This is a genomic window from Methanosarcina sp. 1.H.A.2.2, assembly GCF_000979975.1.
GTDB lineage: Archaea > Halobacteriota > Methanosarcinia > Methanosarcinales > Methanosarcinaceae > Methanosarcina.
On the sequence record NZ_JJQL01000075.1, the window covers coordinates 14,520 to 31,143 of the forward strand.

Below are 16,624 nucleotides of genomic sequence, written 5' to 3' on the forward strand. Positions count from 1 at the left end.
GGTCTTTCTTCAGGTATTTCAGAGCTTTTTTCAGGTCTTTCAGAGCTTTTTTCAGGTCTTTCAGAGCTTTCTTTTCTTACCCTCTGAGCTTCTTTTCCGCCCTTTTCTCCGGGGCTTTCTAATGGACCTTTTCCGGAAGATAAAGCTCCTTTTCTTCTTTGTGCGGTTCTGGTCTCCGAGGTTTCCGAGGCTATGATTTCATAGAGTACGGCTTCTTTCCCCTCTTTTTTTCGGAGGATCCTTCCAAGGCGCTGCACATATGCCCTCTTGCTGCCTGTCCCGCTTGCTATGATCCCTATGTTTGCTTCAGGCACATCAATACCTTCATCCAGTACCTTTGAGGTAACAACAGCCCTATAGCTGCCTGCCCTGAACTTTTCGAGAATGGAATTCCTTTCTTTTGAAGGAGTCCGATACGTGATCGCAGGGATAAAGAATGTATTGGAAATCCGGTGCACAAGCCGGTTATGTTCTGTAAAGATAAACACCCTGTCCTCTCTGTGCTGCTCCAGGATCTCCCTCAGTTTCTCAATTTTTGAATCGCTGTTGAAGGCAAGATCTCTTGCTGCATTTCTTGCAAGGAGGGCTTTTCTGGCTTCAGGGTCTCTTCCGCTTTTCATGACCAGTTTCTGGAAATCCTGCGGGCTTCTCATTACTATCCCGGTTTTTTTGAGGTAGTTAAGGAATATCGAATATTTCTGGTCGTATTCTTTCTGCTCCCCGGCAGTGAGCGTCACAGAAGCCCGTTTTATCGTATAAGGGGCAAGGTGTCCGCCTGCAAGTTCCGAGACTTTTTTCTCGTAGACTTTTCCCCCTACAAGCCGGTTGAGTTCCTTATGCAGCTCATCTTCCCTTTCGTATGTGGCAGTCAGTCCGAGCCTGCATGGGGCTGCGGAAAATTCGGCAATGCTCCTGTATCCTGCTGCAGGCAGGTGGTGCACTTCGTCAAAAATCAGGAGCCCGAACCTGTTACCCAGGGTTTCGGCATGAATATAGGCAGAGTCATATGTGGAAACGGTTATCGGAAGGATTTTCTTCTCGCCGCCCCCAAGCTTTCCGATTTCCATGGAAAAAGCTTCTTCAAGCTGCTTTTTCCACTGTTCGAGCAGGTCAAGGGTCGGGACAATCACGAGGGAAGGGATATTACACCCTGCAATTGCCCGGATGCCGGTAAGGGTCTTTCCACTCCCTGTCGGCAGGACCAGAACTCCCCATTTTTCATTTTCACTCCAGGAAACAAGGGCTTCTGCCTGGTAATCCCTTAAATTCAACTTCTTTCCCGAAGCCTCATAAGCTTCTGCAAGGTCAGGACAGGGAAGGAGGTCAAGGACAGCATCTTCAAAATCGATCCCGGAATTTTTCAGGTAACTTATGATATCTCTGTAATACATGGCAAGGGCCCTGAAGTTCCCGCTCCTTTCGTCCCAGGCCGAATTGGGGACCCGGACGTTGCCCTGTATGAGGAGAGTTCCCTGCTTGAAGCTTATTTTTATCATTGTTTACTAAGATTCTGGACATGATATATAATAATTCAGTTATCTGTAGTAACAATTCAGTTATCAGCAGCAATAATTAAGTTATCAGCGGACTCAGGCAGGAATTTATTACATTAGTTAATTTTTTAGATGTTTGAGTCCCAGAATTGGTATATTTTTACGCACTTTGTTATACGTTCTATTGCGCAGAGTTTTACAGCTTATGCAAAAAAGAAAACTGAGAAATAGCTTTAAGTTAATTTCAGTTCTAAAAAGGAAATTAAAAGAAGGGAATTCTGCATGAGCTCTAATTCCAGACCTGTTGGGGATGAAAAGTCCGGGGAAGCTTTCTCGCCCGAACCCGTACCCCTCGAAGACCTTTTTCACAAATACGGAATTGAACGTAGCCATGCCGATAATGTGGCCCGGAATGCACTCGAACTTTATGAGATCCTCGGGCCTGTCCATGGGCTGGGCTCTGAGTTCCAAAAACTCGTGGAAATGGCTGCCCTTGTGCATGATGCCGGGGTAGCTACGGACTTTGAGAACCATCACAGGGCAGGGAGGGATATCCTGCTTCGCCACCCGCCTGCCGAATTACCTGAAAGGCTGTGGCCGGTTGTTGCCTGGACGGCTTTCCTGCACAAAAAAAAGGTAGGAAAGAAGAAAATTGAGGACCTTAAAGGAAAAGATTTCGGGAAAATGCCCGAAGACCTGCAGGATGTCACCCTGAAAGTGGCTGCCCTTATCCGGCTTGCCGACGCCCTTGACTACAGCCGGATGGGAAGCAGGCTAGGAAAGGTCACTTTCAAAGGCCGGGGAGTCAGGTTCGAAATAATAGGGCAGGGGGCTGCAGTTGATGCGGAAAGGATGTACAAAAAGGGGGATCTCTGGCATTTGCTCTACGATACGGAACTTGAGTTTAAGCCTCAATCACATCAATCGTGAGGAGTTCCGTAAATGTCTCCTGAAAAGGATTTTTATTCATGCAAACAGATAGAAACATATGCAGATTGAAATACTCGGGTGTGAGTCCTTCGGGGCAAGGTCTCTTGCCTGCGCTGTAAAAACCGGGGATAAAAAGATTCTGATCGATCCGGGAGTTGCCCTTGCCCGCCTGCGTTACGGTTTGCCTCCCCACCCTGTAGAGGTTGCAGCTGCCCTCAGGATCAGGAAAAAGATCCTTTATGCCCTTGAAGGTGCAACGGATATAGTAATCAGCCATTACCATGGGGACCACATGCCCATGAAAGCTGAAGACCCTTATCAATTGCCAGTAGAAGCCCTCCCTCCTCTGGAAGAGGTCAGGTTCTGGTGCAAAGGTCCACAAAATATTTCAGGGCTGTCTGCACGCAGGAGAAAAGAGCTATCTCATTTTCTGGGCTCTTCCCTTCCCGCTTCTGAAGGCATTAGTTCCGACGGCATAAGTTTTTCTTCTCCTGTTCCGCATGGGACAAGAGATAAGGGGTTTGGCACGGTAATGATGACCCGGATCTGTGAAGGAGCCGAGGTGTTTGTCCACAGTTCGGATATCCAGCTCCTGGACAGGGAAGCTGTGCTTGAGGTACTTGCCTGGAAACCGACAGTAGTTTTCTCTTCCGGACCCCCGCTCTATCTCTCCCACCATGTCCCTGAAGCTTCAAAAGAAGCGTTTGAAAATGCTCTTCTTCTTGCCAGAAATGTTGACACTTTGATCCTGGACCACCACCTTCTGAGGTCTTTTGAAGGCTACAGGTGGTTAAAAAAACTGGCAGGAAAGGTTGAAAATAAGGTCCTGTGTGCTGCAGAGTTCATGGGAAAAAAGCCGAAACTACTTGAGGCACGGAGAAAAATCCTCTATAATAAACAGCCTGTACCCAGGGGATGGCATGAAGCATATTCAAATGGTGAGACAGGGCTTGATGAATATCTCTAATATACCTTGAGGGCCTCTAATATACATTGTGAAGAGCACACCTGATGAAGAGCTTTTTAGCTTTTTTTGATTTCTTTTCAGGGTGTACTGCTGGCGTAGCTGTCGATATCCCGGATTTGTTCCGCTCTTTGTTCGTAGTAGTCATAGAGTTCTTTGCCCCAGGCAAGAGCTCCGGGCTCAAAGCTTATCACGTATTTTCGGTCAAAAACAGTATCTTTCGGGAAAAGAGCTATTCCCATGAAGTTGTCTGCCGCTACAATATTAGGAGTCATTTCACAGTCTTTGCAGACCAGGAGTTTAGTATTCTCCATTTTAAGAAACTGCCTGGTTTGTTCCCTGTAATCATCCTCGCCCCACCTTCTAAGGATTGATTCTGGAAGAATCAGTGACACCGATGTACCCTTTTCTGCAAGCCCGAGACAAAAGGAAGGATAGAGAGGGTGGAAATAAGAACTGAGCGCCTCGAACGTCTTTGCCTTTTCAGCATTTTCGACATACTCGGGAATCATTTCGAACATATGTTCTCTCTGGGGTTCAATTGTAATACAGTGCCCGAGTTCCCCTATGCGGCGCAGGAGAAAATGCGGAATTTTACTCATATCCCTGTCAGCCCAATAATCTGCATTATCTTCCAGTACAGAAAGAGTATCCAGCAGGGGTTTCATCTTTTCGGTTATGATTTTTCCTATCTCGCTAAGCCTGTAAAGCTCTCTGTCCTGAACTACAAGGTGTTTTTCCTTGAGCATTTTAATCTGGGGCTGGAGTGAAGTTGCACCTGCGTTAAGGATTTTTTTTATTGTGTTGATGTCCTTTGGCCCTTCAAGCAGAAGGAGAAGCACGTTTTTTCTTTTATCGGAGAGGAAAATCAGGTCTAGTAGAGAGTTTTCCATATTATGCACCTTGATCTGATCGCCTGTATCTGATCGCCTGTATCTGATCGCCTGTAGATTCTGGCCTGTAATTATTGAAAATATATATTATATTGAAGAATCTCCGCGATATAAAAGTATATTCATATATTTATAAAAAATTGAAGACTAATTATTGACATATTTGTTACTCTTTTATAAATATACATTTCCGTACAATTCATTCCGGGAAGATAGGAAACTGTTTATTTCAATTGGAGAAATTTTTTAGAATTCTTTTCATTTCCATCCTGTCATTTCTATCCCGGATTTTCAAGGTTTATGTCGCTACATGAAAGGCTCCTGGTTAACAAGGTGCAAATACAAAGTCATACTAAAATATTTTTGTTAACGTACGCCTTAATAAATAATGACATAATCTCTATTATAAATTATATAAATATATTTATAAACTCATGTGTGATTGAACTGACAGATAGGCAGTTCCACATTAAATACAGGAAGAGTGCAAGGACCCATGAGACCCACGCAGATTGATTGTGCACGTGAAGGAAAACTTACCCTCGAAATGCAGCAGACTATGGAGAGAGAAAATATTGATGAGGATACCCTGCTCTCCCGTGTAGCTGAAGGAAGCCTCGTTATAATGACAAGGGAGGGCTGCCCTTCTATAGCCATAGGCAGGGGTGCCAGCACCAAGGTAAATGTCAACCTGGGCACTTCGGCTGTCAGGATAGATCCGGATGCAGAGCTCGAAAAGGTGAGGATCGCAGAAAAATATGGGGCTGACACCATTACCGACCTTTCCATGGGTGGGGACATCCGTGCTATACGTGCAAGCGTGTTTGAGAACAGCAGGCTTCCCATCACTACAGTCCCCATCTATCAGACGGTTGTGGAGTGCGGGATGAAGGACCTTACAGAGGGCGACATCCTCTCATATCTCAAAGCCCATGTGGACGAGGGTGTGAGCTCTGTGGTGCTGCACTGCGTGGAAAAGGCAACCCTTGAGAAGCTAAAGGGCGTAGGGAGGGTGATGGGTATGGTCTCCAAGGGGGGTTCCCTGACCAGTGTCTATATGCTTACAAATGGCTGCGAAAACCCCTTCATAGAACACTTTGACGAGGTAATCGAGACCCTCAGGAAAAAAGATGTCGTCCTTTCCCTGGGAAACACCATGCGAAGCGGCTGTATCCATGACTATAGGGACGGAGCCCAGCTGATGGAGATAGAAACCAATGTCCGCCTTGCGAAAAGAGCAAACGAGGAAGGTGTGCAGGTAATAATAGAGGGCATGGGCGGACATATCCAGGCAGCTGAGATCCCGGAACACGTGAATTTATACAAATCAAGGTCAGCTTTTCCCCTTTTCGTTGCAGGCCCCCTGCCCACGGACGTAGCCCTTGGCTATGACCATATTGCAGGTGCGGTAGGGGCAAGCATGGCAAGTGGGGCAGGGGCGGACTACCTGTGTTACATAACCCCTGCAGAACATCTCTCCCTCCCGAACCCGGAGCAGGTAAGGGAAGGACTTCTCGCTTTCAGGATAGCTGCCCACATAGGGGATTCCATGAAATACGGGGTAAGCGAAAGGGACCTGCTGCTTGCACAGAAGCGTGCCCATTTTGACTGGGGAGGACAGATCAAACTCGCCCTTGACCCCGACAGGCCGGGGGACATGTGCCCCATGACAGGTCCGTGTTCCATGTGCGGCGAATACTGCGCCATAAAGATCATGGGAGATTACCTCGCAGGGGATGAATAACTGGAGAACCGGGCAGGTCATATTGTCAAAGACCAAACAAAATAATTTTCCGGAATCCGCAGAAAAGCCGCCCAATATGGCCCTAATATCTTAGGGCGGCAAAACTGTTCTTTCAGGGCCAATTATTTTTAAAAGGAGACAGGACTGTTCCCCGATTCAGAACCTCTTCCCATTATTTTGCCGGGAACTTTTGAAAACTGCAGCAGTACGTGGGCCCTGATCTTCTCCATAATCCGGGCCTTCTGCAATTTCCTGGAAAAAATAAGTTATTAATTTCTTTTTCTCTCAGGCTTTTTTGATCTTTCCGGTTATGTCTTCGATTATCCCCTGAAAATGGGTCACTTCCCCTTCCTGGTTGCGCTGGATAAAGGTTTTTTCTTCTACCCAGCGTACCTCTCCGGTCTGTGTCAGGATGCGGTACTGCCGGTTAAACTCTTTTCCGCCTTCGTCGCAGTTTTCCTCAAGTTCGAGTTCTACAAGGAGCAGGTCTTCGGGGTGGACGATTTTACCGTAGAGGACTCTTCCTGATATGAAATCTTCAGGAGTGTACCCAAACTGCCTGACGTTTTCGGACACGTAAAGGGTGGGCCAGTACTTTTCTGCCTTCCAGAGAAATACGACCATTGAGCTGTTGTTGATTACGGTTTCCAGCGCCTTCTGCCTTTCAAGCAGAGATTTTTGTTTTTCCATCAGGGCCTTCTGGCTCTCAAGGGCGTCTCTTAACGCTTTTTCGGTTTGTATTTCGGAGGTGACGTCCCTGACTATTCCCTGGAAATGGGTCACGTTTCCTTTTTCGTCGCGCTGTATAAAGGTCTTTTCTTCAACCCAGCGGATCTCTCCCTCACCCGTCAGGATCCTGTAGCGCTGGACGAAGTGTTCTTTTCCCAGCGCGCAGCATTTTGTAAGTTCATTTCTTACCCGGTCAATATCCTCGGAATGAACTATGTTTGCATACATTATCCTGCCCGTAAGGAATTCCTCTGCACTGTACCCCAGCTGGGTCACGTTTTCCGAGACATATTTCGCAGGCCAGTCTTTTTCCGGGGTCCAGAGAAAAGCCATTATAGGGCTGTTGTCGATCACGGTTTCCAGAATTCGCTGCCTTTCGAGTGCTTCATCATGAATCAGTTCGTTGCTTTCAGTTACCCGATTGAATCCCATATTATCCCTTATCCTCCAAAGCCTTTTTAAATCCAGGGCCCACCTGGCCACAGGTAAAAATGTATTTATGAAACCCTCAACCAATATACAATATATTTTGACATCTTATAAATTAATGTCCTTTTTTACATAGGGGGAATGTTCTGGACTTTGAGGTTCCAACAGAAGACAAAGAAAATGCCGACGCGGCAGAAGCAGAAGAGTTCTCACGGGAGATGCCCGATATCATCCTGAAAGCCAGGGAAATATACGGAAGGTATTTCGGGATCTGCAGTTCATACCACCACCTGAAAGCCTGCGTCTGCAAAACCTGCCCATCTTATCCGGGGGGCACAGGGATGTTCTGTGCCAGAGGCAAGAGCGAGGTAGAGGGGAAAAAAGAGGGCTGTCTCTGTGAAACATGTGAGCTTTTTAAAAAGTTCCGGCTTGAGGGCGATTATTTCTGCCAGCCAAAAGAAAAAGTGGAAGTTTTTGAAAAAAACCAGCCCCCTCTGAATATCTGTATGAATTTCCAGACGAGTGCCGGCACAATCAGGGTCTGCGTACTGGATGACCGGAATATTCATTCTAAGTAACAAGTCAACTACCCGCTAAATCTAAAGATTTAACGAGTTTCCTGCTGAGGTTTTCTGAATAAGTCCCGGATTCTTAAGGAATCGATTTCTGAGAAATCGAATTCACTTTTTAATTTCTGAACTCAATCCTGGTTTTGCCCCTGTTTTTATTTAGATTGAAAATTTCAACACAATTAAAAATCCTCATTACTTGAGCCTGAACCAGAGAGCCTATCCTTTACCTCCTGTCCTTCACAACGCTTCCCGGAAGTTCCAATTCCATACCATTGAGAAAAAACACCAGAGGCTGGGCTATATAATTCTACATATATAATATGTACAATCAGGAATCAAACTTTAGTAGCGATACTTCGGATTCTGAAGCGGGTTTCTGACTTAATGGAGGTTTAAAAATGGCAACTAAAGAAGAACTTATTCAGGAGCTTTCGGATGCGGTAATCTCCTGTAAAAAGGATGCAGTACTGGCTGCTGTTGAAAAAGCAAAGCAGGTAATGGAACCCGCAGAAATCATTGATAAAGGGCTTTCAGCAGGCATGAACCAGGTAGGAATTCTTTTTGAGAGAGGGAAACTTTTCTTACCCCATGTAATGATGGCTGCTGATGCAATGACAGCAGGGGTCAAATTCCTTGAAGCTGATCTCCCTGCAGGGAGCGAGAGCAAAAAGCTCGGAGTAATTGTAAATGGGACCGTCGAAGGCGATGTGCACGACATTGGCAAGTCGATAGTCTCAACCATGCTTCAATCCGCTGGTTTTGAAGTCCACGACATAGGCAGGGATGTTCCTATAAAGAACTTTGTCGAGAAGGCAAAAGAAGTCAATGCAAATATGATCGGGCTTTCTGCCCTGATGACCACCACACTTCCCGGACAGAGGGAAGTTATTGAACTCCTGAAAGAAGAGGGTCTGCGCAGCCGTATTAAGGTAATGGTAGGAGGGGCACCTGCAACCCAGGCCTGGGCAGACAAAATCGGAGCAGACTGCTACGCTGAAAACGCAAGCGAAGCCGTCGCAAAGGCAAAAGAACTGCTGCTCTGAACCTCATTCTGAGTTTAGTCATCTAAGTTCAGTCAATATCAGTTATCAATGGAGGGAATAAAAATGGCAACTGAATATGCTTTGAGGATGGGAGACGGGAAACGTGTCTTCCTCACAAAAGAAAAGATCATGGAGGAAATTGAGGCAGGTATGGCAAATGCCTCAGACCTTGGAGAAATCCCTGATCTCAGTGCTGATGAAATTGACAAGCTTGCAGAAATCCTTATGATGCCCGGAAAGGCAGTCAGTGTCGAGCAGGGCATGGAAGTGCCTGTAACCCACGATATAGGCACAATCAGGCTTGATGGGGACCAGGGCAACAGCGGAGTTGGAATTCCTTCCAGCCGGCTTGTCGGCTGCATGATGCACGAAAGAGCCTTTGGCGCCGACACCATGGAACTCGGGCACATCGACTACAGTTTCAAGCCAGTAAAACCCGTGGTTTCAAATGAGTGCCAGGCAATGGAAGTCTGCCAGCAGAATATGATTATCCCGCTTTTCTACGGCGCAATGCCGAACATGGGGCTTTATTATACTCCGGATGGGCCTTTTGAAAACCCCGGCGACCTCATGAAAGCTTTCAAAATCCAGGAAGCCTGGGAGTCAATGGAACATGCAGCAGAGCACCTTTCCAGGGATACAGTCTGGATCATGCAAAAGCTCTTTGCCTCGGGAGCAGACGGGGTCAACTTCGACACCACAGCTGCAGCCGGAGATGCGGACTTTTACGGGACCCTGCACGCAATTGAAGCTCTCAGAAAGGAATTCCCTGATATGTATATAGAAGCCGGAATGGCAGGGGAAATGGTACTCGGTATGCACGGAAACCTGCAGTATGACGGTACAACCCTTGCAGGGCTCTGGCCGCACCAGCAGGTTCCACTTGTTGCAAAGGCAGGAGCAAACGTTTTCGGACCTGTTGTCAACACAAATACCAGCAAGACCTCACCATGGAACCTGGCACGTGCTGTCACTTTTATTAAGGAAGCCGTAAAGGTTTCTCCCCTGCCCTGTCATGTTGACATGGGTATGGGTGTCGGCGGAATTCCTATGCTTGAGACTCCTCCGGTAGATGCCGTTACAAGGGCAAGCAAGGCAATGGTCGAAATTGCCGGCGTAGACGGCATATAGATCGGGGTCGGCGACCCGTTGGGTATGCCGATTTCCCACATAATGGCTTCCGGGATGACCGGAATAAGAGCAGCCGGAGACCTCGTTGCAAGGATGGAGTTCTCAAAGAATATGCGGGTCGGAGAGGCAAAAGAGTACGTGGCAAAGAAGCTTAACGTTGACACAATGGACCTCTCGGACGAACATGTAATGAGAGAACTGCGTGAAGAACTCGATATTGGTGTGATCACCTCAGTACCGGGAGCTGCAAAGGGAATTGCTGCAAAAATGAATATCGAGAAGCTGCTTGACGTCAAGATAAACTCCTGTGAACTCTTCAGAAGACAGATCAGATAAACATACCGAATAGTAACCGAATTTGCACAAAAAATTGCCATAAACATAAATAGTGGGTTTATAGCGGGTTTATAGCAGGTTTCAGGGACCATATTCCTCAGGAATCATTCAGGAAACAGGGCGAAACTTTTTACAGGTTGCTGCTACAGGCGGAAAAACGCAGGTGCAGCCTCCTGGCCTGGTTCCTGAATATCTTCCCGCTTCTTTTGCTTGCAGGTTTTGCAGGCTTATTTATGCTACAAGAGCTGTGCGAATCGTCAGGCTATGCCAATAAACAATTAACGGAGCGTGTGTTGAAAAATGAGTGACGACAAAAGTGAATCAGGGGGGCTTCAGCGGACAATTGACTGGAAACAGGGGCTTGCAATCGCCCTTGGTGTTCCTGTGCTGATTCTTCCGTCTATCGGCTACTTTGCAAGCTATGTCTGGGCTTTTGCAATCATCGTCTGGATCCTTTCCGTTTTCCAGGGTTTCATGCAGAACTTTGCCTACGGAGAACTTGCAACAATGTTCCCGAAAGCTTCAGGACTGCCGGGATACGCCCAGAGTGTGTTCGGTACAAATCAGGGAAACAAGAGATACGACCAGGGTAAACTTCTAGGAGGGTTCAGCGCCTGGAGCTACTGGTTTGCCTGGAACCCCGTGCTTGCTATCTTTGCAATCCTTATCGGAAGCTACCTTAAAGGTCTGGTCCCTGCCTTTGCCGGCGTTCCTGACCTTGCTCTTTACCTTGCCTCCGGGGCAGTTGTGTATGTATTCCTTATGATAGTTAATTATCGCGGGCTTGCCGGCGGAGCGACCCTCGGGTACATCCTTGCCGTGCTTTCTCTTGCCCCGCTTATCATCATTTCCCTTGCACCTTTCGTAACCGGGCAGTTTGAAATGAGCAACATCACCAGTGCCTGGCTCCCCACAGATTGGAGCTGGGACATTCCGCACATCCTGATCCTGCTAGGGCTTTTTGCAATGGCTCAATGGAGTGCATGTGCCTGGGAAACTGCAGCAATCTACGGGCCCGAATACAAAAACCCGAAGTCCGACGTTCCCAAAGCCCTCTTTATCTGCGGCGCAATCTGCCTGGTGACCTTTATCCTTGTTCAGGCAGCCTGTACAGGAACTCTTGGAATAGAAGGGATCCTGGAAGAACCTTTCTCGCCAATGCTCCCGATGGCTCAGATGACTCTTGGACCCGTAGGTGGGTCTCTTACCATTCTCATGCTGATAGCGGCAATGGTAATGATCATCCAGACCGCCTTCCTTGGAGCTTCAAGGGCAATGTATTCCATGGCTGATGAAGGAAATCTTCCAAAGTTTTTCGGAAAGATGAATGTTCATGGAACCCCTGTTAATGCGATGATCGTCATAGCTCTCTTCAACATGGGGTTCATTTGCCTTGGAACTCCCGCAGCCATCCTGGCGGCATCTGCAATCGGATACGTCTGTGCTAACGGAATCAGTCTCTTTGCGTACGTGAAAGCAAAACTCGACCCCCGGTTCTCAAAGCTTGAGAGACCTTTCAAAGCTCCAGGGGGCTGGAAGTACGTTGCTATGATTTTCGGGCTCTTTAACCTGCCCCTCTGTCTGATAGGGGTGATTTATCTCAATAGCCTTGAGGTGGGCTGGACTTCCACCATAGTCGGTTTCGTGGTTCTTACCCTCTATATCCCACTCTGGTTCTATTCCCAGAACGAGAACCCGGTAAGGGTGGAAAAAGAAACCCCTGTCTCGGGTGAAGCCACAACATAAGTTTCAAATGGAGATGCAGAAACATATCCTGCACTCCTTCTTTTTTTCAATCAAAAATAATATTCAACATCTAAAGACTTCAACCCAGAAGTGTTATCACGAAGATTGTAACCAATTACAAAATCCAGTGATTTTTAATTTTACGTTCATCACTGGATTCTGGAACTGGGTCTTTATAGGAGTATTTAAATGTTTAAAGTGCCCATAAAATTAATCGTTAAAAACCCTATTGTACCTGATTAATCCTCAGGTCCATAAATTCTTCTGACTATAGGGGACGTCCAGGGAAGAACATTTTCAAAAGCATGTAAATTTTTCAAAAGCATGTAAATTTTTCAAAAGCATGTAAATAACACTCTTTGAACGAATTCTTTTGCAGAATAATATAGGGTTAAAGGACTGGTTTTCTCCAGATCAGAAGGCGTGGAAAGTTGCTTTCTTTCACCTGTTCGACAGCTAAAAAAGAAAGGGACCATAGTGAGGGTTAATAATGCTCAATGATACCCCGTTGAAAACAAAGATGATACTCTATACCGTGCTCGGGGTTTTTCTAATCCTTACGGCTTCCACAGCTGTGATTATTTCCACGGTTACAACGCAGGAAGAAAAGCTGGCCTACCAGCAGTCAGTTGAAATGGCTTCCAATTATGCAAATCAGTTTGATGCAGACATGAAAGCCAACCTTGCCATTGCAAGGACGATTTCCACTGTCATGACAAGTTACGAAACTGCAGACCGGGACGAAGCTCTTCTTATTCTGGAAAACCTGCTCCTGGACAATCCTCTTCTCCTCGGGACCTATGTAGCTTTTGAGCCCGATGCCTTTGACGGGAAAGATGCTGAGTATGTAAATGCTCCTGCCCATGATGAAACTGGCAGGTTTGTCCCTTACTGGAATAAAATGAACGGGACTGTTGCAGTTGCACCTCTTCTTCATTATGATGATTCGGATTATTACCAGCTTCCAAAAGATACGAAAAAAGATCTGCTCACTGAGCCCTATTTTTATGAAGGGGTCTTCATGGTGAGTTACGTTTCTCCTATCATTAAGAATGGGGAATTTATCGGGGTAGGGGGAGTGGACGTTTCCCTTGAATATGTGGATGAAGTGGTAAGTGAGGTCCGGACTTTTGATACCGGATACGCTTTTATGGTCAGCAACGAGGGAATTCTTCTGTCCCACCCGACCCATAAGGACTGGATCGGAAAAAAGAACCTTTATGATTTAGGAGGGGAAGAACTCAAAACAGCCTCCTTTAATATAAAAAACGGGATCAGTGGCCATATTGAAACAACGGACCCGACAACCGGAAAAACCGTTATTATGTTTTACGAACCTGTTGAGACCGGAGACTTTGCTTTCGTACTGGTTGTCCCGAAAGAAGAAATGCTTGCCGGAGTTATCGATCTAAGAGACAGGCTTCTTATCATCTCTGCAATCTCAATTCTGTTCATGGCTGCTCTGGCTTATATGATTGCGAGATCCGTAACAAAGCCAATTAACAGAATTGTTGATGACTTCAAGAATATTGCTGAAGACGCTGTTAAAGGGAAGCTCGATGTAAGGGCAAATACCCATGTGGAAATTGATTTTCGGGAAATTCCCCGTGGCTTGAATGAAATCATCAATTCTGTGGTTATCCCTATCCGGGAAACCATGCGGGTAACCAATGCCCTTGCACAGGGGGAGTTGAAGGAAAGAGTCAATGTGGACGTGCAGGGGGAGTTCCGGGAACTTGAAGACACGCTGGATAAGTTTTCCGAAACCCTTAATATGATTATTGACGACTCGACCGCCGTGCTTACAGCTTTTCAACACAATGACTTCAAGCGCTCTATCCGGATACATGGGCAGGGAGACTTCAAACTCCTGACCGATGGGATTGAAGAGACCCGCCTGGTCCTTGACAGGGTTACAACCCAGCGCAGGGAAGCAGAAAAAGCCTTAATTGAGTATGCGAGAAAGCTTGAGCACTCGAACAGGTTAAAAGAAGAAATGGAACGAATAATTAACAACAGCCCTGTGATTGTCTTTTTGTGGAAGTATGAGGAAGGCTGGCCAATAGAATTTGTCTCGGAAAACGTTAACCGGCTTGGATATGAAGTAGAGGATTTTATCTCAAAAAGTATTCTCTATGCAGACATTGTCTATCCGGATGACTTCGAAAAAGTGGAGAATGAACTTTCCAGAAATGTGGATGCGGGTTTTGATGCCTACAACTCGGAATACCGGATCTTTACCAAATCCGGAGAAGTCCGCTGGGTGGATGAGAGGACTTTTATTCAGAGGGACGAGAAAGATGAGATCCACCTTCAGGGTATCATCCTTGACATAACCGAACATAAAAAAGCTGAAGATGCCCTTTTGCAGATGGAAGAAATCCGCAAAAAAGAGATTCACCACAGGATCAAGAACAACCTTCAGGTAATTTCAACCCTTCTCTACCTCGAGTCCGGAAACTTCTCCGATGAAAAGGTAATCGAAGCTTTCAAAGACAGCCAGCACCGGGTCAAGTCCATGGCCCTTGTCCACGAAAAACTCTACCAGTCCGAAGACATGATAAGCGTTGACTTTTCGGACTACATCCAGAACCTCGCAAACTATCTTTTTGGGGCCTACTCTGTGGGGGGCGGAGACATCAAGTTGAAGCTCGACGTTGACAACGTTTTCCTGGGCATGGACACGGCAGTTCCTGTAGGGATAATCATCAACGAACTTGTCTCAAATTCCCTTAAACATGCTTTTTCGGAAGGGGAAAGCGGGGAAATCTGCATCTGCCTCAAAAAGGAAGAAAACGAAAAGGATGGCAAAGGGACCGGACGGCTTGACACCGGTAAAGGAAGCAAGGCAGGAGTCCCAGGAAAGTGTTTTTCACTTATTGTCAGGGATAATGGCAAAGGTTTCCCTGGTGATATTGACTTCAGAGAGACCGACTCCCTGGGCCTGCAGCTTGTTGTTTCCCTTGTGGACCAGGTTGAAGGCAGCATTGAACTTGACACGAGCAGGGGAACTGAATTCAGGATCAGGTTCCGGGAATTAAAGTACAGGCAAAAACTATGACTGCCACTATTGATCGAGTTGCAGCGGTGAATCTGGCAGAAACTGCAATCACAAAAAGGTGGACTGTTGAAGTATATCAGGATGTAAGGATGATGGAAGTAAAATCAAAAAGAAATGAAATCAAAAGGAAGTAAAATTAAAAGGAAGTAAAATTAAAAGGAAGTAAAAGGTGAAATCTGCAGGGCATGAGATAATTACAGTGATTTATGTGCCAGTTCATTTCACTGTTTTCACTTTGTTCCAGGGGTAGAGTAAAGGAGACGTCCAACAGCTTATGTATCAGGTCATACATTTGCCTGACTTCTCTTGTTTCCGAATGAACCTCAATTTGCCATTATCTCAAGTTGCCATTCAGGATCATGTCCATAACATCACAAAACCCTGACTTGAGACCTTGAGGGTCTTTCCGATTATTAGCTGTTTACTAATTGGGGTTTCCTCTCTCATATTTATTAATTCGGGTTTCTCTCAGGTTGGGGTTCCTTTATGAGAAGTTATTTTAACTGGCATTTTCTCGTTTTTCTCTCATATCCTAACAAATTTCCTTTTTCTTCGATGAGTTCCCAAACTCATATCCCGTTTTTTTCTGAAGGTGGTGTTTTGTTCTTTGATGAGTTCCCAAACTCATATCCCTTTTGAGGTTCTTTTCGGTGTATCTGGTTTTACATCTTATGTTTGTTTCTCAAAATTATCCCTTCTTTTGAGCCTCAAATCATGCCAGGATGAACCTCTTTTTGCTTTTCCTGACAGCTTCTTATTATATAATTGATGATATATAGCCCAACCTGTGAAGTTATTTCAAATGCCATGGGTTCGGGAAAGGGTCTCAGGACATTACCCATTTCATGTGATTTTTTAATGCCGTTAAAAGTTTCAATCACTTGAAATAAATCAAGTAAATCATTTGAAATAAAGAGGTAAATCACTTAAAAAGAGCAAGTAAATCACTTAAAAAGAGCAGGTATTATTTGGAGGTACCCGAGGAATATGGCCTTAAATCCCATGTCCACAGTCCTCAGGTAAATGTTGTAATGCATTTGCTGGGGTTCAAGAGCAGCTAAGAAAGCTGCCTGCACTATCTGATGGCAATCAGCTGTTCTCTTTCTCTCTGTTCTCAGTTTGTCTCGTAAGTGCCGGATTACATTCCCACATGCAGCCCGGAAAACTTTCGTTCTTCCCTGAGATTCATTTTACTTTATTTACGAGGATGCAACAATTTTCCTATGCTATACTTAATCCGTTTTTGTGCCATTTTTAATCTGCTTTTTATTCTCAATCCGTTTTTGTGCCATTTTTAATCTATTTTCAGACCTTCTCTTTTATTGTACCGGGGATTTACTCAAGACAATTTGCCTATTCCAGAAGGTCTGATCATTTTCCCAGTGCGTGATTTATTCTATAACTCCGATAATATATAGCCCAACCTATGGGGCGTTTTCAAAACTTTCAGGTAAAAGAAGGAGTGAAAAGGATATTCCTTTGGCACAGGATTTTTTGATGCTATTAAATTTTTTGAGCGGCTTGAAATTCTCCTTACTTAAAAAAGTATATTT

The 16,624-nt window shown here is 45.7% G+C and carries 10 protein-coding genes and 2 pseudogenes; 9 read left to right on the forward strand and 3 right to left on the reverse strand.

Translation table 11 applies throughout. From position 1 onward, the window contains the following. Positions 1–15 precede the first annotated feature (15 nt). Entirely contained in the window at positions 16–87 is a 72-nt protein-coding gene (locus EO93_RS18675) for a hypothetical protein (protein ID WP_156161307.1), read from the forward strand. Here the strand turns inward: EO93_RS18675 and EO93_RS11105 are convergent. Beyond that, positions 87–1,496, reverse strand: a pseudogene (locus tag EO93_RS11105) (DEAD/DEAH box helicase); the annotation flags it as partial. The gene EO93_RS18675 and the pseudogene EO93_RS11105 sit on opposite strands and share 1 nt — an antisense overlap. Before the next feature lie 279 nt (positions 1,497–1,775). Here EO93_RS11105 and EO93_RS11110 point away from each other — a divergent pair. Together EO93_RS11110 and EO93_RS11115 are read left to right on the forward strand one after the other, a co-directional pair. Then, positions 1,776–2,423, forward strand: a complete 648-nt coding sequence (locus EO93_RS11110; protein WP_048162579.1) for an HD domain-containing protein — start codon at positions 1,776–1,778, stop codon at positions 2,421–2,423. A gap of 58 nt (positions 2,424–2,481) precedes the next feature. Further along, on the forward strand, positions 2,482–3,390 hold the full coding sequence (locus EO93_RS11115; RefSeq protein WP_048162580.1) for an MBL fold metallo-hydrolase: 909 nt from the start codon (positions 2,482–2,484) through the stop codon (positions 3,388–3,390). Positions 3,391–3,467: 77 nt separating this feature from the next. Here EO93_RS11115 and EO93_RS11120 read toward each other — a convergent pair whose 3' ends face one another. Beyond that, positions 3,468–4,280: a winged helix-turn-helix domain-containing protein gene (locus tag EO93_RS11120; RefSeq protein WP_048162581.1), complete on the reverse strand. Its 813-nt coding sequence runs from the start codon at positions 4,278–4,280 to the stop codon at positions 3,468–3,470. Positions 4,281–4,776: 496 nt separating this feature from the next. Here EO93_RS11120 and thiC point away from each other — a divergent pair, with 496 nt between their 5' ends. Next, positions 4,777–6,024, forward strand: coding sequence for a phosphomethylpyrimidine synthase ThiC (thiC, locus tag EO93_RS11125; protein WP_048162582.1), 1,248 nt, complete (start codon positions 4,777–4,779; stop codon positions 6,022–6,024). Positions 6,025–6,309: 285 nt separating this feature from the next. Here thiC and EO93_RS11130 read toward each other — a convergent pair whose 3' ends face one another. Next, a complete protein-coding gene (locus EO93_RS11130) occupies positions 6,310–7,185 on the reverse strand; it encodes a PAS domain-containing protein (protein WP_048135052.1) in 876 nt (291 codons plus the stop codon). Between the two features lie 215 nt (positions 7,186–7,400). Here EO93_RS11130 and EO93_RS11135 point away from each other — a divergent pair, with 215 nt between their 5' ends. From EO93_RS11135 to EO93_RS11155, 5 genes and pseudogenes are all read left to right on the forward strand, one after another. Continuing rightward, on the forward strand, positions 7,401–7,760 hold the full coding sequence (locus tag EO93_RS11135; protein WP_082107634.1) for a DUF2769 domain-containing protein: 360 nt from the start codon (positions 7,401–7,403) through the stop codon (positions 7,758–7,760). Between the two features lie 392 nt (positions 7,761–8,152). Further along, entirely contained in the window at positions 8,153–8,797 is a 645-nt protein-coding gene (gene mtbC / locus EO93_RS11140) for a dimethylamine corrinoid protein MtbC (protein WP_048162583.1), read from the forward strand. A gap of 63 nt (positions 8,798–8,860) precedes the next feature. Beyond that, positions 8,861–10,264 (forward strand): annotated as a pseudogene (gene mtbB, locus EO93_RS11145) ([dimethylamine--corrinoid protein] Co-methyltransferase). Positions 10,265–10,564: 300 nt separating this feature from the next. Further along, the gene (locus tag EO93_RS11150; protein WP_048162584.1) at positions 10,565–12,010 is read left to right on the forward strand and encodes an APC family permease; all 1,446 of its coding nucleotides are present in this window, start codon (positions 10,565–10,567) and stop codon (positions 12,008–12,010) included. Positions 12,011–12,500: 490 nt separating this feature from the next. Then, positions 12,501–15,071: a histidine kinase dimerization/phosphoacceptor domain -containing protein gene (locus tag EO93_RS11155; RefSeq protein WP_048162585.1), complete on the forward strand. Its 2,571-nt coding sequence runs from the start codon at positions 12,501–12,503 to the stop codon at positions 15,069–15,071. Positions 15,072–16,624 lie beyond the last annotated feature (1,553 nt).